We start from the raw sequence: 24,599 nt of genomic DNA, 5'->3' as shown, positions 1-24,599 counted from the left end.
ATAGATTGAATGCTGCTTAATTCATACAGTTTTATATTTTTCTTTATTGCGCTCTATTTTATTTATTATCTCTGTGGAAAAACCTCTAAGATTCAAAATATAATTCTGCTCATAGGAAGCTATGTCTTTTACAGCAGCTGGAGCTGGGAATTTTTATCATTGCTGGTTGCTACTACAGGGGTTACTTATTTTATTGGGAATAAAATAAAATCTGCTCAAAAGGAGAAATCTAAGGTATTGTGGCTAAGATCGGGTGTTTTTATTGTTCTGATTCAGCTTCTGTATTTTAAGTATTTTAATTTCTTCATTGAGAATTTTAATGATTTTCTGCATCTTTTTGGAGTGAAGGATCAATTAGGGTTGCTGAAGATTATTTTCCCGATAGGAATCAGTTTCTATTCGTTCAGAATGATAAGCTATTTATTGGATATCAGGAATAATAAATTGAAGGAAATTCCATCTCTGCTGGATTATGCTGTTTTTATTGCCTTTTTTCCATGTATTATTGCTGGACCCATTGACAGAGCCACACCGTTTTTGAAAAATCTAAAAATAAAAAGAGAATTTTCTTCATCTCAATTTACAGACGGATTAAAGCAAATTTTATGGGGTCTTTTCAAAAAATTGGTGGTAGCAGATAATATTGCGGGGATTACTTCTCAGCTCTTTGAGTCCTATCATACTTTAAATGGAAGCGCTTTATTTATCGGAGCCGTATTGTACTTTATCCAGTTATATTCAGATTTCTCAGGGTATACAGATATGGCTATAGGTCTTTCTAAGCTGCTGGGTATTAAAATTCAGCCGAACTTTAATTATCCGTTGTTTGCACAGAATGTTGCCGACTACTGGAGAAGGTGGCATATTTCTTTAACCTCGTGGCTTACTGAGTATGTTTTTACCCCCCTATCTATTCACTTCAGGGATTATGATAAGTATGGGTTGATTATGGCCATTATCATTAACTTTTTGGTGGTAGGTTTATGGCATGGCGCCGAATGGCATTATATTGTTCATGGATTGGTAAGTGGTATTATGTTTATTCCATTGATTCTGAATGGGAAAATGAATAAAAAGATTAAGGCATCTAACAACTTCATTCCAACAAAGGAGGAAATGAAGAACATTCCTGTAACATTTATTCTTTTCGCTTTATTGATGATCCTTTTCTTTTCAAAAGATATGGAAATGGCTACGAAATATTATCAGGGAATTTTTTCATTATCATTTTTCCAGTTACCTAATTTCCCAATCCAGAAAGAAATTATAATAGTCACTTTATTTATGTTATTGCTAGAGTGGGGGAATCGGGATAAAGAATATGCTATTAAGGAAATTCTTGTAGAGAAAAATATTGTTTTGCGATGGGGCTTTTATTATGTTCTGGTGTTTTTGGTCTTTCTGTTTTATATTGCTCCTAAAGGGTTTATATATGCTATGTTTTAATATGCTATCAAAAAACTATAGACAAAATTCAGCAAGCTCAAGTATAATTTGAATTATGAAAAGATCACTTTTAAAATTGATGCTATTTTCTGTACTGCCTTTATTGGTATTAGGATATGCTATCTTTTTTTTAGCAAAAAATTCGGATGATTTTTATAGAAGATTTACATCTCCTCAACAGAACTCTTTTATATTGGGAAGTTCCAGGGCTGCATTGATGGATCCTGCTATTATTGACAATATACTACATCAAAAATTCCCAAATACAGGGATGTATAATTATTCCTTTACTTGGGCACATTCCCCCTATGGCCCTAAATATCTGGAGTCTATTGAGAAAAAAATAAAACCGGACACCAAGGATGGGGTTTTTATTGTTACTGTAGAGCCAACAGCTTTAATGATAGATAAAAAGAAACCGGATAGCCCGGAATTTTATATTGAAAATGATAAAAGTGTTGCAAAGACTTCAAGGGTTGCTATAAACCCCAATATTGAATATTTATTTGAAAGCTATGAACCTTCGATTACCCATGAGCTTAACAAAAAAATAATACTTCCTAAAAACATAGTTGGAGTACCTGTTATTTTGGATAATGGAAGATATTATCTGAAAATTATAAAAAAGACTGCTCCGGAAAAACAGAAGATGTCTAACAAAAAAAATATGAGGTTATTCCAGGAAAGGGTAGATGGTTTAAAGGTATCTGAAAACAGAATTCTATATCTTGAAAAGACAATTGAGTTTCTTAGTAACCATGGGAAGGTGATTATAGTAAGAATGCCTATCAATAAAGAACCTTACTCAATAGAAAATAAAGCGTTTCCGGATTTTGATAATCGTATGAAGGCTGTTGCTTCTAAAACAAAGGTTTCCTATATCAATTACAATATATTGGAGAATCAGTATCAATGGTTGGATGAGGTTCATTTGGATGAAAAATCAGTTGAAGCATTTTCAGCAGTAGTAGCCAGAGATATTTTATCACATTGATAGTAAATATTTTCTGGGATTCCTTTTAATATTGAAAAAACAGAATATGTAGAGTTTTCGTTAAAAGAATTGTAAATTTATTAACTTAAATCCTTGCTTTTATTTCTTGGAATGTCCAGAAAAATTAAAATAAAAACAAAAAATGTAATCCAAAGCACTCACCATGATTGAAATAACAAATGTTCCACTAAAAATAAAGAGGATTTTCTCAGGAAAGAACTCTGTATCTATATCGGTTTATAACAAATATAATATTGAAGCAGAAGTTATAAAGAAACAGGGAAATATAACCATCATTAACTTCTAAAAACACACGATGTTATTCAATTCAATAGGATTTCTTATTTTTTTACCAATAGTATTTTGTCTCTATTGGTTTATTTTCAACAGAAAATTTCAGGAACAGAACAGGTTGCTGCTATTGGCGAGTTTCTACTTTTATGCCTGTTGGGATTGGAGATTCCTTTTTTTACTCATGTTTTCCATTGGCCTAGATTATGTTTCAGGAATTAAAATAGAGAACAGTAAGACGAATCGGGAAGCTAAATTCTGGCTTACTCTGAGTATTGTTATTAACCTTGGTTTCCTAGGTTTCTTCAAATATTATAATTTCTTTGTAGAGAGTTTTGCAGACCTTCTTGATGGTTTCGGCTTCAAGGTCAACGTTTGGTTGCTTAGTATTATACTTCCGGTAGGAATTTCGTTTTACACATTTCACGGACTGTCTTATGTAATTGATGTCTATAAAAAAAGAATAAAAGCTGAGAGAAGCTTCACAGACTATGCTGTCTTTGTAAGTTATTTCCCTCTTCTTGTGGCTGGTCCAATAGAAAGAGCCACCCATCTTTTGCCCCAGATACAGCGGGAGAGAATATTCAATTATGAGCAGGCAGTAGATGGGATGCGGCAAATCCTGTGGGGCTTTTTCAAAAAGATGGTTATTGCAGATAACTGTGCACCGCTGGTGAATGAAATCTTTAACAATTATCAAACGGAAAGTCCCGGAACCCTTGTGATAGGTGCTGTTTTATTTGCTTTTCAGATCTACGGGGATTTCTCCGGATACTCTGATATTGCATTGGGAGTTTCAAGATTATTTGGAATAGAATTGCTGAAAAACTTTGCGTTTCCTTATTTCTCCAGAGATATTGCTGAATTCTGGCGAAGATGGCATATTTCACTTTCTTCATGGTTCAGGGATTATCTGTATATTCCATTGGGAGGAAGTAAAGGCGGGCTTTTGATGAAAGTCAGAAACACATTTATTATTTTCCTGGTATCAGGGTTCTGGCATGGGGCAAATTGGACGTTTATGATCTGGGGTGGCCTCAATGCTTTGTACTTTATGCCTTTGCTTATTATGAATAAAAACCGTCAGAATATGGAAGTCGCGGCTCAGGGTAAGTTTCTGCCATCCTTTAGGGAATGCGTTCAAATTCTGATTACTTTTCTGATTACCTGTATCGCATGGATATTTTTCAGAGCTGAATCTGTAAGTCAGGCGATTCACTATATCGGTAGGATTTTTAGCCGCGAATTGCTTTCTATTCCCCATCCATTACCAGTAAAAGTATTGGCTTTGATCGGGTTTATGATGATTGTGGAATGGCTCAACAGAGAAAAGTTCCACGGATTGGAAATTAAAAGATTCCAACCCTGGATAAGGCGTATTTCCTATTTGATCGTTATTTATATCATTCTCCGTTATGCCAATTTCGGGAATAATGAATTTATTTATTTTCAGTTTTAGCATGAAGAAGTTTTTAATTAAAATAGTGCCTTATTTTGTTGCAGTACTTATTGTATTTGCAATTCTTGGATCTTATGCAGATGGCAATACGGATGATAACTATATGCATTTTGCGGTTAAAAAACCACAGAATATCATCTTGGGAGATTCCCGTGGCTCTCAGGGAGTGGTTCCGGGAATTTTAAAAAATAAGCTTTCTGCCAATTTTGATAACTTTTCTTTGAATATTGTGCAGTCTCCCTATGGTCAGGTTTATTTTAAAGCCTTAAAAAGAAAATTAGATCCTGAAACCAAAAATGGTATTTTTATTTTAACAGTAGGTCCATGGAATCTTTCATTGAATAAGAACATTAAAAGCGAAAAGGACTTTCCAGAAGTACATTCTCCTCTGAATGATATGTATTTTTATGACAGATCACCCAATTATGAATATCTTTTGAAACATTATACGAGAAGCTGGTTTAAAATTTACAGCGAAAGAGCGGAGGCAGGAAGATCAAATAGTTTTCTTCATGACGATGGCTGGATGGAAATTACCATAGATATGAATGCAGATTCTGTAGCTGCAAGAACCCGTGTAAAGGAAATGGATTATAAAATTCTGGCTAATGCGGTAGAACTGTCGCCTGCTCGTTTAAAAGCTTTTAATGAAATTATTAATTATTTAAGAACAAAAGGTTCTGTTTATATTGTTCGTATACCAACATCCAAAAGCCTTACGACAATTGAGAATAAAAAATATCCCCATTTCAGCAAATTATTGAAAGATATAGGCCATAAACAGAATGTTAAGGTATTTGATTTTTCAAAAAATTATGCAGATTACGATTATACTGATGGAAATCACATGTATAAGGAATCCAGTAAGAAACTCACTGCTCAGATTGCAGATTCTATTGTAATGAGTAGAAGCCAATAGAGTTGTAAAATTAGAACAGGTTATTCCTAAAATTAATGTTATAAATCCCAGACCGGATGCTTTTATAGTCTGTTACAAGATACTTCAGAATCATCCCCCATTTTTTTAAATTGGGAGAGTTGGCAATCTGAAAACTTCGGTACATTCTGTTGATGTGAAGTTTTATATTCTCAGGAAGTGTAGCTTCGTTTTCAGCCCAGGCATCCACTTCTTTCCATAATAGAACACGGGTAGTTGCTGGATTTACCTTTTTAGAATCTACCAGTGTAATTCTGTTATCTTCGTGTACGCCTCTTACTGCAATAGCTTTATCTAAAATGCCGGGGTAGAGATTGAGATAATAAGACAGTCTGAACAAAAATTCTGTATCCTGATGCAGTCTTAGACTGGATTTAAATAAAAAATCCATTTTTTTCATTAAAGAATCTTTACGGATTGTTAATGCATCAATACTAAAGAGTCCAAAGCTTCCAAGCATATAGATTTGCCCTGGGAAAACGTCTTTAGGCTCATGTTTTTTATATACGGTGGTTAATCGGTATTCAAATATAGAATAATATTGTTCTTTTGCTTTTTCAGTGTAATAATGTACACCAAGCGCTCCATACACGCCTTCTACTTCAGGTCTTTTGAAAAGTTCTTTTTCGGCATCAAATCTGTTAGGAAGAAAATAATCATCTGCATCCAGGAACGCAATAAAATCCCCACTGGATTTTTCTATTCCCAAATTCCTTGTGGGACCTGCTCCATGATTTTCTTTATCCGGATGTTGATAAAGTTTTACTCTGTCATATTTTTCGGCAAGCTGTTTACATACCTTTAATGCTTGATCCGGCGATTTGTCTTCCACCAGAATGATTTCACAAACTTCATCAAACTGCAGAGCAGATTCCACCGCCTGAGAAACATATTTTTCGGCATTATAAACGGGAATAATTACTGAAATTTTCATTTTTTTGTTTACTTAACTTTTTATATCATATGTGTGTAAAAGCGTTGCAAGATAGTTAATTATAAAGACTTATTCCTGAATTTTTTCGTATTAAAAAATAGATGTATTCTTTATTAAAATTCTGATTCAAAAAGTCTGCTGAACAAAGTATTTTCAGACGGCTTTAACTAGGAATTTGCAAAGATTTTTTTTGATTTGTATTTTAATTTAAATTTCGAAAGTTTATGGTTATTGTTTTAAGAGATCAATGTATGCCGGAAATTGATATTGTATAAACCGGACCTTATGCTTTTATAATCGGTAAAGAAATATTTAATAATCATTCCCCATTTTTTCGGAAATGGAGCTTTTGCAATTTCAAAACTTCGGTGCATCCTTTTGATGTGAATTTTTACCTCTTCAGAAATCTTGCTTTCAGTTTGAGACCAAAGATCAACCTCTTTCCAAAGCATAGCCCTGGAGACGGAAGGATCTATGACCCGTAGGTCTACTTTTGTAATTCTGTTATTTTCATGTACCCCTCTTACCGCAATAGCTTTGTCCAGAATTCCAGGATAAAGATCAAGATAATAAGAAAGGCGGAACAGGAATTCTGTATCCTCATGAAGTCTTAAATGGGGTTTAAATAGGGGCTTTACTTTGCTCATTAAAGCTTCTCTGCGTATCGTTAAAGTATCAATACTGAAGAGTCCAAAAGGTCCCAGCATATGAAGTTGACCAGGAAAAACATCTTTAGGATCGTGTTTTTTATAAACAGTGGTCAGCCTGTCCCCAAATAGCTGATAATATTGTTCTCTTGCTTTTTCGGAATAATAATGTACTCCAAGGGCTCCATAAACACCTTCTACTTTTGGATCTTTAAATAATTCCTTTTCAGCGTCGAATCTATTGGGTAGAAAATAGTCGTCTGCATCAAGAAAGGCTATCAGCTCACCCGTTGCTTTTTCAATACCCAAATTCCTACTTGGGCCAGCTCCGTGGTTTTGTTTGTCTGGGTGCTGATAAAGTTTTATTCTTTCATGTTTTTCTGCTAGCTGCTGACATATCTGTAATGCATTGTCAGGGGATTTGTCTTCAATCAGAATAATCTCTTGCACTTCATCAAACTGAAGAACAGATTCTACTGCCTGGGAAACATACTTTTCTGCATTATAAACGGGAATAACTACTGAGATTCTCATTTCTTCTCCTTTTTACAATAAATTTAGAATTACAATTGCGTTTTTATTAGTACCTTTTGAATTCGAAATTTAAGCTTTTAATTTTATTTTAAGCTATTAAGATCTTCTTTTTTTCTATAAAATGATAGGAAACATCATAGACGTAACCAGAGTGATGATTTTAAATAATAAATTCTTTTTTTAAGTATAAAAAAATTGTAAAATTCTCCTTTGTGGGAAATTATTATTCCCATTTTGTTCCTGATTTTAGAAAGAAACTTGATGTGAGCATTAATGAAAATAAGTAAATCTATATTTTGTCCTAAGGATATTTGGATTTTTTAAAATAGCTGCCAACAATCCTATTTTTTTTGAAATACCCTTTTTTCCTGAAAGTTCAAATGCTTTTTTTTGGAGATAGATATGTTGTGTAATATCCGTTTCGAGGGATAAGGTATTAGCCCATTCGTAGAGAGAGTTCCAGAAAAGGAATTGGCGTTGGTTATATTGTGGAGAATACTTTATTATTTTAGTGATTCTGTTATCATCATGCATACCTCGCATCGCCACAGGAAGATCTATAATACCTGATCTTAGATGGCACAGATATGAAAGTTTAATGATGAAATCTGAATCCTGATGAAGGCGGAGAGCTTCATTAAATCGTAACTTTTTAGATTCAAGTGAATGTCTTCTTACAGTAAGGGCGTCTAAAGTGAAAAATGAGCCAAAAACCTTAGATGTAAATCCTAGCAGCCCTCTGAATACCTCCTTTCCTTCCGCCGCATAGTTAACAGTTAGAAGCTCACTATCATTAATATTGGACATGAACTCTTCCTTACCTTTCTCCGTAAGATATTCCGTACCAATAGCATTAAAAACACCATCTATTTTTGGGTCTTTAAAAAGTTCTTTTTCAGCTGTAAATCTATTGGGTAGGAAATAATCATCAGCATCAAGAAATGCAATGAAATCTCCGGTAACTTTATTCAGACCAAGGTTTCTGCTTGCCCCGGCACCATGATTCCCATGGTCAGGATGTTGAAAAAGTTTTACTCTATCATATTTTTGAGCCAGTTCTTGGCAAACCTGCAGAGCATTGTCAGGAGAACGGTCCTCTATCAGAATTACTTCATAGACTTCATCCAGTTGTAAGGCTGATTCCACAGCTTTTGATACATATTTTTCTGCGTTGTATACAGGAATAATTACAGAGATCTTCATTTTCATCTATTGTAGTAAGTGAAACGGTATTTTGTCTTTAATATTTCAGGGTTTTTAAGAGCTTCCCCCAAGATATTACAGTATTTGATGAGACCTTTCTTTAGAGCAAGATCAAATGATTTATAGAGTAAATAAATTCTTTTTCTGGCTTCAGGCGGAATCTGTTTGGAAATAGCCCATTCATTCAGGGATTTCCATAAAAGAAACTGTCTTTGATTATATTGCGGCGAGTATTTTACAATTTTAGTGATTCTGTTATCATCATGAATACCTCTCATGGCAACAGCTTCTGTTATATTACCTGTTTTTAAGTGACAATGATAAGCCAGTTTGATGATAAAATCCGAATCCTGATGTACTCGAAGATCCTTATTAAACCGGAGATGATGAGCTTCCAAAGAGGCTCTTCTTATAGTAAGTGAATTAAGATGAAAAGATGTACCGAAAGTTTTAGTTGTTAAACTTAAAAGCCCTTTAAATACTTCCTCTCCTTCGGTTGGATAATTGACTGTGCTAAGAGATGTTTCTTTAAATTTAGATTGAAATTCTTCTTTCCCTTTTTGTGTTAAATATTCCGTACCAATAGCGTTGAAAACTCCTTCTACCTTTGGATTTTTGAAAAGTTCTTTTTCAGCATCAAATCGGTTGGGTAGATAATAATCGTCTGCATCCAAAAATGCAATAAAATCGCCGGTTGCTTTTTCAATTCCCAGATTCCTGCTGGCTCCTGCACCATGATTTCCCTGATCCGGATGTTGAAAAAGTCTCACCCTGCTGTGTTTTTGGGTCAATTCACGACATACCTGAAGCGCATTATCCGGTGATTGGTCTTCTACTAACACTATTTCATAAACTTCATCAAACTGTAAAGCTGATTCTACAGCTTTCGAAATGTATTTTTCTGCATTGTATACGGGAATGATTACTGATATCTTCATGAGCCTAAAGGGGCGTAATAATTAGGTTATCATTAACGAACAGTTCCTGGCTGATAGCAAAGAATTCTTTTTCATGTATTCTGCTGTATACCTTAAAATTATTATCAAAAAAGAATTGAAGCAGGTCTTTAGAGGTATGATCTCCCTGTTCATCAATCGCAGCAGGACAAAATTCCATAAAGAAAATTGGTCTGTTTTTTAAGAAAATATCTTTGTTTTCCAGAATAACAACCGCTTCATATCCTTCAACATCCATTTTCACAACATCAAACTTTGCATCGGATATCATTTTATTCAAAGGCTCTATTTGTACATTAATCAGTTTTTTTCCAGGATTTTTGGTTTCAATAAATGAACTCATTCCTGCATGCCCTGCAACATAGTTAAATGATTTTACTGCAGAGGAACCTCCAATAGCTGTATTGAAAAGCTTGATGTTCTGGTAATTATTTTTTTTGATGCTCTCATTAAATTCATGATATACATCGGGAATAGGTTCAAATGAATAAACCTGTTGGCAGTAAGGGGCTAAAAGTAAGCTGTGCTGCCCAATATTGGCTCCTATATCCAACAATACCTTGTCTTTGGTAAGAACAGATCTTATATCATCAATGATATACTTTTCATAAATACCATTTTCAAAAATATAGAAATCAACGAAACCAAATTTTTTATTAAGATAAATCTTGGTCTTTCTATTATTATAATGAATGGTAAAGAGCTTACGATTATCAAGATACGAAATATTCAGCTTTCTTTTAATGAAGCGGATAGGTGTTTCTTTAAATAATATGCTTTGAAGGGATTTTAAGTAATTGGACATATGAATTTTTTTAGGTTTTGTGTTTAAAAATAATTTTAGCTTTATAAGTATGATTGATTATTATCTGCCCATAATGCAAGCTGTAAAAGATTCCAGTGCCTTTCATCCTTGTCAAGGAAATTCTGAGCTGCTTTAAAATCAATAAAATTAAATACCTTATGGTTCGGGTTTTTTAGTAGATCATTTGAGAAATTCATCAGGTTTTCTTCTGCAAACCAGCTCTTTACTCCAAGTCCGAATCCTTGTTTATGGCGTTTTCTGATGGTTTCTGTCCAATAAGAACCCATTGCTTCACGAAGAATAATTTTATCATTACTGTTATTCAGTTTCAGCTGATCTGGTAATTGAATACAAAATTCTGCAAAATCCATATCCAGGAATGGAGTTCTCACTTCCAAAGAATTAGCCATTGCCATTCTGTCGGATTTCACCATCATATTGGCAGGAACATAATTTTCCAGATCTACTCTCATAATATCGTTAAGGGAGTCAGGATTAGGCTTAAAACTATAAGTCTGCAGATAATCTGAAGAAACCCCCAAAAGATCACGTTCTTTCTTGTTAAATGCATTTCTTACATCATTCAGATGGAAATCCATAATAGATGAAAACTCTCCGTTTTTCCGGCTAAGGAACGAAGTTGGCCTTATTTGCTGGTATAACTTTAATCCGAATTGAGCGATGATGTTTTTATAACTGAAATGCTGTTTCAATTTATTTTCAACGGTATAAAAGTGATACCCTCCGAATAATTCATCTCCTACATCTCCTGATAATACAACGGTAAGATTCTTTCTGGCTGCTCTGCAAATTTCATAATGAGGGATAAATGAAGCATCTGCAAAAGGTTCATCAAAAAATGGAGATATTTTTAGTAAAGAAGCGACAAGATCAGATTTCTTCTCATGAACTTCTATATGATTGGTTTTGTATTTGTCTGCAATTTCCTTTGCATATTTCAACTCATTGTCTTTGTGGTCGTATCCGAAGCTGATGGTGGTTTGATGAGGTAAAAATTCATCTACTAACGCTACAACGGATGAGGAATCTAATCCGCCACTCAGGAAGCTTCCTACTTCTACATCTGCAATAAGCTGCTTCTTTACTGCATTTTTCAACAGATACAGAAACTCTTCTTTTGCATCGGAAAGGCCTATTACCCTGTCTTTGGCCGGCAAGCTATAATAACGGGAAACGGTGAATTTTCCATCTTTCCAGATCAATTGGTGTGCGGGTGGAAGTGTATAAATATTGCTGTAAATACTCTGATGAGAACTTACATACCCATATTGAAGGTAGTGGGAGAGTGCCTGGGAACTTACTTTAGGCTGGATAAGCCCAGAAGCTAAAATGGCCTTAATTTCTGAGGCAAAAATAAATTCATTGTTCTTCCCAATGGCATAATAAAAAGGTTTTTCTCCAAAGCGGTCTCTGGCACAGAATAACTGTTGTTTCTGCTCATCCCAAATGGCAAATGCAAACATTCCCGGAAGATCATGGATGAGGTTTTCCTGTTTTCTCTGATACATGGCAAGAATAACTTCTGTATCAGAACCCCCATGATAAGGATACGCTGCGTGTTGTCTTTTTATGTCCAGGTAACCGTAGATTTCCCCATTGAGTACAATACATTCATTTTTAGTATTGGAGAACATAGGCTGCTTTCCATTATCAGACAAGTCTATAATAGAAAGTCGGCGGTGGCCTAGTGCGGCATTTTCATAAAATTCATAGTGAGAAGAATCCGGACCACGATGAACCAATGCATCTGTCATCTTTCGGATTTCCTCCTGATAATTTCTGGCATTACTGCTTATAATTCCCGCTATTCCACACATAATATATTATTTTTCATCATTAATTTTCATTTTTTTGTACAGCTAATTTACGACAGATTCAGAAAACTTGGGCCTGGTTGAATCAATTGACTTCGTAAGCTGCTTAATTTTTCACTATCTCCTGCAATTTTTTTATACTTCAGAGAAAGTTCTTTGTATCGGGCAAAATTTCCTGTTATAAAATTCTTCAGCATACTTTGCTTTAATGATTTCTTTTCCCGCTGTAAAGCATCTGGCAGGCTAGGATTCAAAGTGTTGATTTCTACCCGAACATCTTCGTACTTGGTAAAATCTATTTTATGGAGAAGCTGTACTCCGTCATGAACCACCTTACTACCCGGAACCAGCAAAACTTTCTTTTGATGGAAATGAATTCTGTTGACGTACTCGTCATCTTCCCCATAATGGAAAAAATAAGGATTAAATCCTCCTATGGTTTCTATAGTTTTTTTCGGTAACAGCCAATGAGCAGCATTTACAAAGTGAATTTCGTAGTAAGGTTTTAAAGTCTGAAAATACAGATCTGAAATCATTCTTGTCTTTTCATAATTCTTGGCGATATACTGATCCAGAAAGATGTCAAGATATTTTTCTGACCCATCAATGTGAATAGGACTTATAATCCCGATTTCGTCTTTGTTGGGATGGCTGTTATATACTTCCAACATCTTTTCCATACTGTCTTCATAGAGCCACGCATCCTGATTCATCAGATAGAAGAAATCAGCCCCATTTTTATAAGCTTTTTCAATGCCTATATTATTGGCTTTTCCAAATCCGAGATTAGATTCGGACTGAGTGAAGTCTACTTCCGGGAAATGCTTTTGTATGTATTCCTGAGTACCATCTTTAGATCCGTTATCTATTACAAAGCATTTTACAGGAACAGATGATTTTCTTAAACTGGTAAAACATCGTTCTGCCCATTTCATGGCATTGTAGGTAACAATAATAATATGAATCTGAGGCATTTTTTAATATTTTTTTGTTTCGGATATTAAATAGAAACAGGTTTTTGTGAGCTTTTTTTAATCAATAAAAACTTTTTTAAATGTATCCATCACCGGATGCGGGAGAAATTTTTTATAAAGTTCTTTTGCAGATAAAGTAAGGTCTGCATCCAGTATAATATTCTGTAGTTCTTTACTGTCGTTGTAATAATAGGCCTGATCTTGTAAATGGGTGATATGGGCTTTTTCGGGAGGGTTGGCAAAAGCAATCACCGGTTTATCCATAATAGCAAATTCAGCAACGGTAATTCCGAAAGTTTCTCCTCTTTCCCGTGCATGAAGTAAGGCATTGCAAGTATTGATGAACTTTTGCTTCATGATAATATCCGAACTTGGCGGAAGAAAGATAATGTTAGACGGAACAGATTTCCACCATTTCTTTTTGATGAAAGAATCTACTCCCATAAAAATGAAATAGATATCTTTATATTTTGATGCTATTTTTTCAATAGTTTTTTGAGCAAAAAGAATATTAAAGCTAATATGGCCACCATAATATCCGAAAACCTTTGCATTCTTGGGAATGTTAAGTTCTGCCCTTAAATTCTCATGAGTTTGGGAATCGAAATTGACCATGTGGGGAACATAAGGATATTTTGAACCCGTCATCTCTTGGCTCAGCCATTCAGAAACATAGGCATATACGTCTCCATGAGGTTCAAAATGTTTGAAAACACTATGGATTACGGATTTACATTCCTTGGTATCTATACCATCTATATTTCCATTTTTAATAGCATAAAAAAGATCTATATTATCCTCACGGATAAGCTGATCCACTTCACTGAAGTCTGAATAACCATGTATACGGAATCTTTTTTCAAATTTTTCAACACCTAATGGGTGATTGGTCTTTGAATTTTTATTGTAGACAATTATAGATTCATTGCCCAGATATCTCTCATTGAAATCTGCGTAATCATATACTGCTATGGAAGTCCCTCTGTAGTTGAGTTCATCCTCATGGAAAAGAATCTTCATCTTTGGTGTGTTATTTAAATATATTTTTCAGTCTTCCTATGATCTTCTGAATAATGGTTTTCTTCGGATACTTGGTAAGGTCATTGTGTTTAAAAAGCCCTTCCCCTTGGGCAATCCTGAAGTTTTGCTTTACCCACCATGCAGCAATATTTCTTTCCAAAGAAGCTGTTTCTCCTGAGAAAGGGATAATGGTATCAAGTAAGAATTTTTTTCTGACAAGGTAAGGATTATTGGTCCAGTTGGCCCAGCGTGAGGTGGTAATAAAATACTCACCCTGTTTTTGTATTTTATCAGGAAATTCTACTGCAGGATCAAGCCAGTGCAGGGATTCCAGGAGGTGAGGTGAAGTACACTCATGCCAGTCGTCATAATAATTCAGCTCATTTCCTTTATGCCTGATGGAAATAAGAGGATAACCAGGTGTATTTCTGCTTCGGTAGCGTACTACATCAAAACCATTGTCAAGCATTTTCAATCCGCTTTTAAGACGGGAAAATACGGTTTCCTGATCTTCAACAAGTTCAAAGTCATGTTCCAGAAAAAGAATATTTTCGCAAGCTGCATTTTCGGCCAGCATTTTCATTCCTTTTCCGATTCCGATATTCTCTTTTAGTCCTATATATCTGATGTTATACTGATCTGCCAGTTTTTTATCGGACTCACTTACTTCCTGAAAAAGAATTACAATATCATCAATCATATCCAGAAGACCATACTTCCGATAGGACTTTAATGTATTTCTCAGTGTTTTTCCTGTTTTCCAGGAGAGAATGCAAATGCTGATAGGGAGTGATTTCAAAGGATTAATTTTTATTTACTACATTATTCATCAGTTCAATTACTTTCTTTGTGTAACTTTCCCAAGTTTGATCTTTTACTAGTTCATGCGCTCTTACACATAGTTTCGTATACTCCTCTTCATTCATCATAAGAATTGTTCGTATACTATCTACAATATCACTTACTTCAGTATTTTGAAGATAAATACCGAAGTCATTGTTCTCTCCATAATCTAAAGCAAAAGCTTCATAAGGTTTTATAATGATAGGCGTGTAGTAAAACATACATTCAATTGTACTAGAATATGCTGCCCAAATTTCGGAAGGATTTACAAGAATTTTTGCTTTAGTAATAAGATTATAGTATTGGGTATTTTGTTCCGGATCTCCCTTATCCAAATATTCATAACAAATTATATTTTGATCTGTATTTTGTAACAACAATCTATCTTTAGGAATATTAATTATATTTAAAGTTAAATTGGGGAAATCTTTTTGTAAAATTCTTACCGCTTCTACCAACTTTCTTGCCCCTAATAAATATTTCATCGATCCAATAAGCAGCAGTTCTTCCGATTTTTTTTTCTTATCTAAAATTTCTTGAATAGTAGGTTTATTAAAGTTTATATCATTAACAACATTACTGCCGAGGTGATGTACTTTTTTACCATGGCGTTCAGAAATTATTTTTTGTGCATCTTTAAAAAGTGAAATTACTAATTCGGAATTGTTAAATGCTTCATGTTGATATTTGATAAACCATTTTTCAAAGAAATAGGGTTTCCTCTTTAAGCGATCTAAGATAACCATGTCATAACTCCAATCGTGAAATAATAGCGATGGTGTGTTGCTGAATTTATTATAAAAATCGAAACTCAATATAATAACAAAATAAAGATCCGGGTTATTTTTTACAACCTTCTTGATCTTCTTATAAGCTAACATCCTTGAAATAGGAGTTTTAATAAATTCATATTGTTGACTCGGGAAAAATCGGGATAAAATTCTTCCTGGGTATTTATTCCATAATGTTTCGTATTTTTTTGTTGGTGAGAGGTCTACACGCAGAATTTCATATCCCTGCATTTTTAAATTTTCAGAAAAAAGAAACGGTACATTAGACCAGGCTTTTGGAGAGTTTGAATCTCCGTAACAAACAAAAAGAATTTTTTTACTCATTTAGAAATTTTTATATATTTAAAAATGGGTGTGACGAGTTGATGATTTTTTGGCGATGCTCATGAATTTCTTGTAAGCGAGGTAAAAAATATTGATTCATTTCACGTTGCTCAATACGCTCTTTTGTATAACCTTTTAATGCGAATTTATAAAAATCCCTTAATAATTGCTTTTTTATTTTTATAGGATCAAATTCGAATGCAGGATTCATAAATTGGGTTTGTTTTTGTAACCTCAATGAAAGCCATTTTTCTTTATAAGCGTCCTCGGGACTTTGAAAAGTTTTATGCTGTTTAGTATCATGAACCACAAGGCTATCCAGACAAAGTATAACTTTCTTTTTATTATACAAAACACGATTTAAATAGTCATAGTCTTCGCCATAGTGGAAATAAAACGGATTGAACCCCCCAACGATTTCAATGGTAGACTTAGGTAATAACCAATGTGCAGCGTTTACAAAATCTATTTCGTACCATTTACTTCGCTGTTTTAAAAATAGGTCAGAAATTAAGCGGTTTGTTTTGGCATATTTACCCAGATAATTTTCAAAATGGAGATCTAATTTTTTTTCGCTTCCGTCTAAATGCATCGGACTTATGATACCGATTTGCTCTTTGTTGGGATAATGATGATAAACTTCCAACAATTGTTCCAGGCTGTCTGGGAAAATCCATGCATCCTGATTCATTAGATAAAAAAAATCGGCTCCTTCTTTATAAGCTTTTTCAATACCAATATTATTCGCTTTACCAAAACCTAAATTTTCCGGAGACTGAATAAAATCAACTTCTGGAAAGTTGGTTTTAATATAATCCTGAGTACCGTCCGTAGAGCCGTTATCAATAGCGATTGATTGTACCGGAATATTGGAGTTTCGTAAACTGGTAAAACATCTTTCTGCCCATTTCATGGCATTGTAAGTTGCAATAATAACATAAATATTAGCCATCTTAAATATACTTTCTGGTTAATGCTTCTAAATATTCTGTTGGTGTTTTTTCTGAGAAAAAAATCATAATATTTTCATCAAAATCTACTTGGTAGAAATCACCTTCATCGGTTTCATGATAAAGTCCTTTTTTATTGGTTTCTTTTTCAATGGCATTAATGATCTGCTTTAAATCGTAATAATAGGGAAAGGAAAAATTAATGGTCTTATTGTGAGCCTGTAGTCCCTGAGATTCTACAAATCTGCAGATATCATCAATATCTAAAAGAAGTCTTCTCGCTTTAAGGTGCAGTGTGAATTTATTATTGTTGCCAATCTGTGTTTTAAGAAAGTTGAACAGTGTATTGGGATTTCCGCCTTTTCCTACAATATTTCCAATTCTCAGGATGAGGTAATTACCAATATTGTTTTCTATGTAATTTTCAATTTCTTTTTTGTGAATGACATAAGGGCTGTTTTGCTTGGATTGGTCATGAATGCTCAGGGTAGAAAAATAGATCAGTTTCTTTTCTCTGTTATCTTCATACACTGTTTTTAAAAGAGAAGATTCTCTTTCAAACTCCGAAGCTCTCGTTTCAAGGGAGTTTGAAACTCCTGAGGCAAAAAAAATAATGTCTTCTCTGTCATAAGATTTTACAGCGTTTGCTATAATACCGTTGCCAATAATCATATGTTAGTTATTTCATTAATTGTGTTATAGAGGGAATAATATTTCATATCTGAAAAATATAAAATATTTATTTCAGGTAATCAAATATATGAAAATAGTATTTCATTTTGAGTTTGGTAATCACCCGTTCGAAAAAAGAAATATTTTTGAGATAATTTTTATACTGTTCAAGGCAGTATATGATGTGTCCTTTTTCAAGCTCAGTATTTAAGCTGAGGCCTTTAATTGTTTTTTTAACAAAAGGATGCCTTTGAAAGATGGTAAATAAGGTTTCTCGGGTGAAGATTGGTTTTTCAGAGGGTTTAAAATGGGAAAATGTTTTATAGCCGATACTTTGTTTCGGATGTATACGATATTCTCCTAAAATTTGGTCCTCTGCCCAAACGGCATTTTTATCTGCGGCAAGCAGCAAAAGCTCATAATCGTGAATGATAACCGGATTGATTTTTTTAAGGGGAAGATGTTCCTTCAGAAAAGTATTACGGATGGCCATACTCATTCCGGGAAATAAATTACCCTGATATAAAATTCTTTTGATGATATCTTGTGGCTGTGTAAATGTGCTTGGGCCAGTAGAATCTAAATCCCAATAGGTTATTTCTTCTGAAGGGTTAATGGCTTCACCGAAAAGTTTAATGTTATGACATACAATGTCAATATTGGGATGTTTTTCAAAAATCTCAATAATTGCAGAGGTTTTATTTGTAAACCATCGGTCATCCTGGTCACAAAGAAAGACAATATTTCCGGTGCACAGGGTCATTGCTTTTTCAAAATTGCCTACATAGCCTAGGTTTTCCGGGTTTTGATATACTTTGATAATGTCCGGAAACTGATTTTCATAATGTGAAATAATCCTTAAAGTGTCATCGGTAGAGCGATCATCACAGATGATGATTTCATATACGGATTTCTTCTGGTTGAGAATACTTTCCAGCTGTTCTGCGATATATTTTTCACCGTTATAGGTACAGAGGGCCACGGATATTTTCATCGGTTGAAGATATTAAAATTTTATACAACGTAATAAGAAGATTCTTGTTTATAGCAAAGTTTTGTTTTTTCAAATGAAATGGATAATTAGGATATGCATTAAGGTATTCTTCCAGAAGCTCTTTTTCTTTCATGTGAAATTTTTGGAGTTGTGTCATTGATGCTTCCTTTTGTAATTCCTTTTTTATCAAATATTATCTGAAGCAAAGCTGCTTCAATTTCAATTCTGTCTGCTTTTATTTTGAAAAAGTTTATAATAGTATTTTTTCAAATTCAGATAGCCGGATATAAACCTGCCGCCTGTTATTTTATTAAATTCAGATCTCATTTCAATAAATTGAGAGGAGCGTACATCAATGATGTGATAAGCTAACCGGTCATGAACATCATCACCATACAATTTTTTTAATATAGGGAGAATCTTTATTCTTTGATGAAGAATTTTGTATAGATCTGAAGACATACTATTATTATTGTCTTCTTTACGGTAATGGGCCAGTGGTTCATCTACCAGAAGAACCTTTGGATTATCTCTTGTAACATAAATCCACATCAGCCAGTCTTCACAGCTTTTTAAGGAAGTATCAAAAAGGAATCCTTTAAGAAGCTCTTTGGATATCAGCGAACAGTGAATCGGTATACTGAATTTTAGATCCCATCCGAATACGATCTCTTCAAAAGACAGGTATTCCTGCTCGACGCGGTTATAACCGGGATCATGAGTATGGTTTCTGTAAATGGTAAATTGACTTACCATTAATGGGTATTCTGAATGATGATTCAGACTTTTTGAGAATTTTTCACGATGAATCATGTCATCACTATCTAAAAACTGGATGTAATCTCCCTGTGCTTTTTCAAGTCCTGCATTTCTTGCAGAAGATAGCCCACCATTTTCTTTATAAACATAACTGAAGCGAGGGTCTTTTGTAACCCATTTTTTTGCTGTCTCTTCTGTGTTATCTGTAGAACCATCATTGACAATAATACACTCCCAGTTTTGATAGGTCTGATCAAGAACAGATTGAAGGCATTCATCAAGATATTGGGCCTGATTGTAACAAGGTACGATAACAGATACTTTGGCAGTCATAATTATTGAATTTTTGCTTCTTGGTTTTTAAGTGCGTTTAATAGGTATTGTTCATAATGGCTTATATTCTTCTCAAGATCATGTTGAGATAAGAATTTGTCAGTTTCCAACTGTTGTAACTCTTCTAACTTGTTGTTGGATAGAATATAATGAGTGTGTTTTGCTAATTCTGAAGGGGTATAAAAATAAGGCGGAATAGATGTTTCATTATCAATAGGCTTTATCGAATTATTTCCATCAATATTGTCCAGAATAATAGGAATATTGTTCATGCATAATTCAGTGGCTGCATAGCCTACGTATTCATAGATAGAAACAATCCATGCAAGGGAAACATTTTTTTCTTTAATGCTTTCCAGCATATTTTCAGCATGGCCCTCAAATGAGATATGATTAATAAGTCCTTTATTTTTGATGATTTCCATTAATTCTTGATGATAATCAGGATCCTGGATGTGACCAAAAATCTTAAGTTTTACCTCAGAATTTAAATTTTTTAAAACCTCAAAAGCTTCCAGGATTTTATCAATAGGTTTAATTCGATTGATTCTTGTAAAGACTCCAATATTAAATTCCTTCTGTTCTAGGATCTTGTTGTAGTTTACGGGTGCTAAATCATGAACATTAATGGATAACGGGAATCCAAAGGTGTTCTTTATTCTGACTTCCTGAGCCTCTATTTCTTTTAATTGATATTCATCAGCGTATACAAAATTATATGCAGTTGAATTTTTGTCATAGGCCTCATAGATTTTGAAATCACGATTAAATTGGGCCTGATGGCACATCAAATGGGTTTCAAAATAAATGTTAGGATTAAGATTATTTTTTATATGATGAAAGAATAAGGCATCCACCAGAATTACAGCGTCAAAAGAACTGAGAAGTTTATTGAGCCTTTTGTGATACAGGCTGCTTCTTCTATACCTGTTAATTCTGAACAGGATATAATTTGAAATTTTTTTGAAAGGAAGACGATGGATGAATTGAGGCTGAATTTCTCCTGGTCTATGAAGATTGGTGTGAATTTTAATCCCCAGTTTTTTAAGTTCAAAATAATAAACGTGCGGAAATTTTTTATTTATATGAACATCAGCAGTGGTTAATACCTCCACATCAAATAATGATTTGTCTATATGCTTTACAATTTCAAAAGTATATTTTTCAGATCCTGCTTTTTGTAATGAATTGGTTACAAATAAAACTTTTTTCCTTTTTAGCATTTAGAACTTGTTTATGACTTCAATTATGGTAGATATATCTTCTTCATTCATTACTGAAGATATAGGGAGACTTAAAACTTCCTGATGTATTTTTTCACTGATAGGGAATGAAAGGTTTTCCCATTCTTTATAGGCTTCCTGTTGGTGAGGCGGAATAGGGTAGTGGATCAGAGTTTGAACTCCATTTTCTGTAAGATATGCCTGAAGTTCATCTCTTCTTGATGATCTGATGACAAATACATGCCATACATGTTCCTTTTCATTTTCAGGATATTCAGGAAGAATGATGTCTGGATGGGTAATTTCATTGATGAAACGTTGGGCAATAATTCTTCTGCTTTCATTTTCACGATCAATATATTTCAATTTTATATCTAAAACGGCAGCCTGAATTTCATCCAATCTGGAATTTAATCCTTTGTAAATATTAACATACTTCTGATTGGAGCCATAGTTAGCTAATGCTCTGATCGTCTTAGCCAAATCGTCATCATTAGTGGTAACAGCACCGGCATCTCCCAGAGCGCCTAAGTTTTTACCTGGGTAGAAGCTGAATCCGGCAGCATCTCCAAGATTTCCGGATTTTATATCATTCCATTCAGCACCAATAGCTTGGGCATTATCTTCAATGATTTTAAGACGATGTTGGTGAGCAAGTTCTTTAAGCTGATCCGAAAAGACAACCCTTCCCTGTAAATGCACAAGCAGAATTCCTTTTGTTTTAGGAGTGATTTTTTCCTGAATTTTGGAAATATCAATATTGTAAGTATTGATTTCCGGTTCTACCAAAACAGGAACTAATCCATTATCTGAAATGGCAAGAATGGAAGCAATATAAGTATTGGATGGAACAATGATTTCATCACCGTGACTCATCACACCCAACTCAATATAACCTCGAAGAATAAGGCGAAGGGCATCTAATCCATTGGCTACTCCGATGGCATGTTTTGCTCCAATATAATTGGCAAGATTAGCTTCAAAACTCAATAGCTCCTTACCCATTAAATACCATCCGGAACGGAAGACATCTATAAGCTTAGCCTCTATTTCCTGTTGGTATTCTAAATTAATTTTCTGAAGATCTAAAAACTTAATCATTAGCGTTTGTATATAGTATTTCTCCGTTATTATTAATGGTTCCTCTTTGTTTTGCAGGATTTCCAAACCAAACTGTATTGGCAGGAACATCTTTTGTTATAACACTTCCTGCACCAATTAGAGCGTTTTCTCCAATGGTATTGCCTGCAATGATTGTTGCGTTAGCCCCAATAGAAGCACCTTTCTTTACGAGCGTTTTGCTAAATTCTATGGGATATTGTTTAGAACGTGGAATCAGGTCATTAGTAAAGGTTACATTAGGACCAATAAAAACATTATCCTCTAAAGTAACTCCATCCCATACCTGAACTCCCGGCTTTATGGTGACATTATCTCCAATTACAACATCATTCTCTATGAAAACATTACAGTTGATATTACAATTGCTGCCAATTTTAGCGTTTTTTAAAATAACACAAAACTGCCAGATCATTGTATCGGTACCAATATTTTCAGTCTGGACATCTGCCAGAGAGTGTATTTTATAATTCATTCTGTATCTTTAAAAAAGTATCATAGTCTCTCACATAATCTTTTTCATTATAATGGTGAGAAGCTAAAACCAAACAAATTGCTCCCGAAGAAAAATTAATTTCCGAGGCCCAGATTCCTGGAGGAATGTGTAGACCCAGATCGGGGCGGTTGAGAAATACCTGTCTTTTAAACTTTCCGTCATCCAAAGATACTTCAAAGCTTCCACTTGCTGCAATCAGAAACTGATGACACTCTCGATGGGAATGTGCTCCACGACTTTCGCCACCTGCAATATCATACAGGTAAAAGACTCTTTTCACATTAAAAGGAAAGTGTGAATCATTTTCAACAACTGTTAGATTACCTTCATCGAAACCAACTTTGCCCAAATCGATTACACTGCAATCAAAAACTGAAACTTTATCTTTCATCTGTAAGTTGTTTAAATATTTCGAAATCCCTTATGTAATCTTTCTCATCATAAGATTTATCAGAAACAATGAGTGCCAGAGAGTTAGTTGAGAAATTTTCCAGTCTTCTCCAATACATTTTAGGAATGTATAACCCGTAATAGGAACGGTTTAATGAATAAACTTTCTCTTCCTTTCCATCATGTATAACCACATCAAGGCTTCCTGATAAAGCGATGATCACTTCCTGTTGTTCTTTAAAAGCATGGCTGCCCCTCAGTTCTCCTCCCGGAACATCATAGATCCAATAGGTTCTGGCAATTTCAAAAGGAAGCTGATTAGGGTGTTCTAAAAATGAAAGATTTCCACGCTTATCATATATTTTTGGAAACTGTATTATCTGAGGTATCATGGTGTTTTTACATTATATTCAAAATTAGGTCTTGTAATCCCAGGGTATATATGCATTTTGCTTCCTACCTTTACATTTTCAACTTCAAAACCAACAGAGTTATCAAGAATAAACAAGGCTTCAGTCTGGTCTTTTCCGAAAAATAGTTTGAAGTAGTAATTTCCGGCATTTAATAATCCTGCAGGAATATCGAACTCAATAGAATACTCTCCAGTCTTAGAATCCTGATTTTTGGTAAGGATTTTTCCTACATGGAAAACAATAAGTTCTTCATAATTTCGTAATTCAAATGTTGCATCAAGATTGATATTGGGACGGTAATTATGGAAAACCAGTTTAACTCTTATTCCAGAATTAATATCAAGAAGTTTACCCTGCAGAGCAGATACGGAAAACTCCTTTATTCTAATGTTTTCATTTCCTATGGCATCATCAAGGTTTCCATTATATTGATAATGAGAGGTAGATGCACTGTTTTTTTGATATTCTATAATGGTGCTCAGCATATCTCCTTCATACTCCAGAGTTCCCTGAGTGAGAAGAATGCCTTTGTTGCAAAGCTCTTTTACAGCGGTCATATTATGACTTACAAAAAGGATTGTTCTTCCTTCTCCTTTGGCAACATCATTCATTTTTCCTAAACATTTTTTCTGAAAATCGGCGTCTCCTACGGCAAGAACTTCGTCTACAATTAAGATTTCAGATTCCAGGTGGGCAGCAACAGCAAATGCAAGACGTACATACATTCCCGAAGAATATCTTTTAACAGGGGTATCAATATACCTTTCAACGCCTGAAAAATCTACAATCTCATCAAATTTACGTTTGATTTCTTTTCGGGTCATCCCCAGAATAGCTCCGTTTAGAAATACATTTTCGCGACCGGTCATTTCAGGATGAAAACCGGTTCCTACCTCTAATAGAGAGGCTATTCTACCGTTTGTATAGATCTTGCCTGTGGTGGGTTTAGTTACTTTACTTAAAAGTTTTAGCAGGGTAGATTTTCCAGCACCATTTCTCCCTATAATTCCTATAGCATCTCCTTGCTCAATTTCAAAGTTGATATCACGGAGTGACCATACGTAGTCAGAGTTTCCTTTTGAGGTTCTGTCATTAGCTTCCCCAATCTTTAAATAGGGGTCTTCTTTGCCTCTTACCTTATGCCAAAGCCTGTTGAGGTCATGAGAAAGAGTTCCTGTTCCCACTTCCCCCAGGCGATATTGTTTTGATATGTTTTCTGCTTTTAAAGCTAGCATTTTTTTCAGTTTTAAATTTTTA

Annotated in this window: 24 protein-coding genes; 4 read left to right on the top strand and 20 right to left on the bottom strand. The window is 34.3% G+C overall.

What is annotated here, in order from left to right; genetic code table 11:
* Positions 1-9: 9 nt before the first annotated feature.
* The 4 genes from CHSO_RS01105 (at position 10) to CHSO_RS01090 (ending at position 5,109) form a co-directional block, all read left to right on the top strand.
* Positions 10-1,446 carry an MBOAT family O-acyltransferase gene (locus tag CHSO_RS01105; protein WP_045491431.1) on the top strand — a complete coding sequence of 479 codons (1,437 nt, stop codon included), beginning with the start codon at positions 10-12 and terminating at the stop codon, positions 1,444-1,446.
* A gap of 55 nt (positions 1,447-1,501) precedes the next feature.
* On the top strand, positions 1,502-2,440 hold the full coding sequence (locus CHSO_RS01100; RefSeq protein WP_045491428.1) for a hypothetical protein: 939 nt from the start codon (positions 1,502-1,504) through the stop codon (positions 2,438-2,440).
* 316 nt (positions 2,441-2,756) lie between these two features.
* Positions 2,757-4,190 (top strand): MBOAT family O-acyltransferase, encoded by a 1,434-nt coding sequence (locus tag CHSO_RS01095; RefSeq protein WP_045491425.1) that lies wholly within the window; start codon positions 2,757-2,759, stop codon positions 4,188-4,190.
* Position 4,191: 1 nt separating this feature from the next.
* Entirely contained in the window at positions 4,192-5,109 is a 918-nt protein-coding gene (locus tag CHSO_RS01090) for a hypothetical protein (RefSeq protein WP_232509132.1), read from the top strand.
* A 10-nt stretch (positions 5,110-5,119) separates the two neighbouring features.
* On the opposite strand, the gene CHSO_RS01085 is transcribed toward CHSO_RS01090, so the two are convergent.
* From CHSO_RS01085 to CHSO_RS00985, 20 genes are all read right to left on the bottom strand, one after another.
* Positions 5,120-6,061: a glycosyltransferase family 2 protein gene (locus CHSO_RS01085; protein WP_045491419.1), complete on the bottom strand. Its 942-nt coding sequence runs from the start codon at positions 6,059-6,061 to the stop codon at positions 5,120-5,122.
* Between the two features lie 236 nt (positions 6,062-6,297).
* A complete protein-coding gene (locus tag CHSO_RS01080; protein WP_045491417.1) occupies positions 6,298-7,242 on the bottom strand; it encodes a glycosyltransferase family 2 protein in 945 nt (314 codons plus the stop codon).
* Between the two features lie 270 nt (positions 7,243-7,512).
* A complete protein-coding gene (locus CHSO_RS01075; protein ID WP_045501658.1) occupies positions 7,513-8,445 on the bottom strand; it encodes a glycosyltransferase family 2 protein in 933 nt (310 codons plus the stop codon).
* A gap of 2 nt (positions 8,446-8,447) precedes the next feature.
* Positions 8,448-9,383, bottom strand: a complete 936-nt coding sequence (locus CHSO_RS01070) for a glycosyltransferase family 2 protein (RefSeq protein WP_045491415.1) — start codon at positions 9,381-9,383, stop codon at positions 8,448-8,450.
* Positions 9,384-9,387: 4 nt separating this feature from the next.
* Positions 9,388-10,206, bottom strand: coding sequence for an FkbM family methyltransferase (locus tag CHSO_RS01065; RefSeq protein WP_045491413.1), 819 nt, complete (start codon positions 10,204-10,206; stop codon positions 9,388-9,390).
* A 41-nt stretch (positions 10,207-10,247) separates the two neighbouring features.
* Positions 10,248-12,044 (bottom strand): asparagine synthase (glutamine-hydrolyzing), encoded by a 1,797-nt coding sequence (gene asnB, locus CHSO_RS01060; RefSeq protein ID WP_045491411.1) that lies wholly within the window; start codon positions 12,042-12,044, stop codon positions 10,248-10,250.
* 47 nt (positions 12,045-12,091) lie between these two features.
* Positions 12,092-13,015, bottom strand: a complete 924-nt coding sequence (locus tag CHSO_RS01055) for a glycosyltransferase family 2 protein (RefSeq protein WP_045491409.1) — start codon at positions 13,013-13,015, stop codon at positions 12,092-12,094.
* Between the two features lie 57 nt (positions 13,016-13,072).
* Positions 13,073-14,035, bottom strand: a complete 963-nt coding sequence (locus CHSO_RS01050; protein WP_052480456.1) for a hypothetical protein — start codon at positions 14,033-14,035, stop codon at positions 13,073-13,075.
* 10 nt (positions 14,036-14,045) lie between these two features.
* Positions 14,046-14,834 (bottom strand): glycosyltransferase family 2 protein, encoded by a 789-nt coding sequence (locus tag CHSO_RS01045; RefSeq protein ID WP_144428833.1) that lies wholly within the window; start codon positions 14,832-14,834, stop codon positions 14,046-14,048.
* Positions 14,835-14,838: 4 nt separating this feature from the next.
* Positions 14,839-15,993 (bottom strand): glycosyltransferase, encoded by a 1,155-nt coding sequence (locus CHSO_RS01040; protein WP_045491405.1) that lies wholly within the window; start codon positions 15,991-15,993, stop codon positions 14,839-14,841.
* Between the two features lie 10 nt (positions 15,994-16,003).
* Positions 16,004-16,945, bottom strand: coding sequence for a glycosyltransferase family 2 protein (locus CHSO_RS01035; protein WP_084220905.1), 942 nt, complete (start codon positions 16,943-16,945; stop codon positions 16,004-16,006).
* Position 16,946: 1 nt separating this feature from the next.
* Positions 16,947-17,615, bottom strand: coding sequence for an NAD(P)-dependent oxidoreductase (locus CHSO_RS01030; RefSeq protein WP_045491403.1), 669 nt, complete (start codon positions 17,613-17,615; stop codon positions 16,947-16,949).
* A gap of 67 nt (positions 17,616-17,682) precedes the next feature.
* Positions 17,683-18,609, bottom strand: a complete 927-nt coding sequence (locus CHSO_RS24830) for a glycosyltransferase (RefSeq protein WP_052480455.1) — start codon at positions 18,607-18,609, stop codon at positions 17,683-17,685.
* 219 nt (positions 18,610-18,828) lie between these two features.
* A complete protein-coding gene (locus CHSO_RS01015; RefSeq protein WP_052480454.1) occupies positions 18,829-19,701 on the bottom strand; it encodes a glycosyltransferase family 2 protein in 873 nt (290 codons plus the stop codon).
* Positions 19,702-19,703: 2 nt separating this feature from the next.
* Positions 19,704-20,924 (bottom strand): glycosyltransferase, encoded by a 1,221-nt coding sequence (locus tag CHSO_RS01010; RefSeq protein ID WP_045491397.1) that lies wholly within the window; start codon positions 20,922-20,924, stop codon positions 19,704-19,706.
* Positions 20,925-22,025, bottom strand: coding sequence for a DegT/DnrJ/EryC1/StrS family aminotransferase (locus CHSO_RS01005; protein WP_045491386.1), 1,101 nt, complete (start codon positions 22,023-22,025; stop codon positions 20,925-20,927). It abuts the gene before it with no gap.
* Positions 22,018-22,518 (bottom strand): acyltransferase, encoded by a 501-nt coding sequence (locus CHSO_RS01000; RefSeq protein WP_045491383.1) that lies wholly within the window; start codon positions 22,516-22,518, stop codon positions 22,018-22,020. The genes CHSO_RS01005 and CHSO_RS01000 overlap by 8 nt, the downstream gene beginning before the upstream one ends.
* A complete protein-coding gene (locus CHSO_RS00995) occupies positions 22,508-22,930 on the bottom strand; it encodes a sugar 3,4-ketoisomerase (RefSeq protein WP_045491380.1) in 423 nt (140 codons plus the stop codon). The genes CHSO_RS01000 and CHSO_RS00995 overlap by 11 nt, the downstream gene beginning before the upstream one ends.
* Positions 22,920-23,321, bottom strand: coding sequence for a sugar 3,4-ketoisomerase (locus CHSO_RS00990; protein WP_045491377.1), 402 nt, complete (start codon positions 23,319-23,321; stop codon positions 22,920-22,922). Before CHSO_RS00990 ends, CHSO_RS00995 begins: the two co-directional genes overlap by 11 nt.
* The gene (locus tag CHSO_RS00985) at positions 23,318-24,577 is read right to left on the bottom strand and encodes an ABC transporter ATP-binding protein (protein ID WP_045491373.1); all 1,260 of its coding nucleotides are present in this window, start codon (positions 24,575-24,577) and stop codon (positions 23,318-23,320) included. The genes CHSO_RS00990 and CHSO_RS00985 overlap by 4 nt, the downstream gene beginning before the upstream one ends.
* Positions 24,578-24,599: the final 22 nt, after the last annotated feature.

This window comes from Chryseobacterium sp. StRB126, from assembly GCF_000829375.1.
In the GTDB taxonomy this organism is placed as follows: Bacteria; Bacteroidota; Bacteroidia; order Flavobacteriales; family Weeksellaceae; genus Chryseobacterium.
Note: the sequence above shows the minus strand (reverse complement) of the source record. Positions and strands in the feature narration are given on the sequence as shown.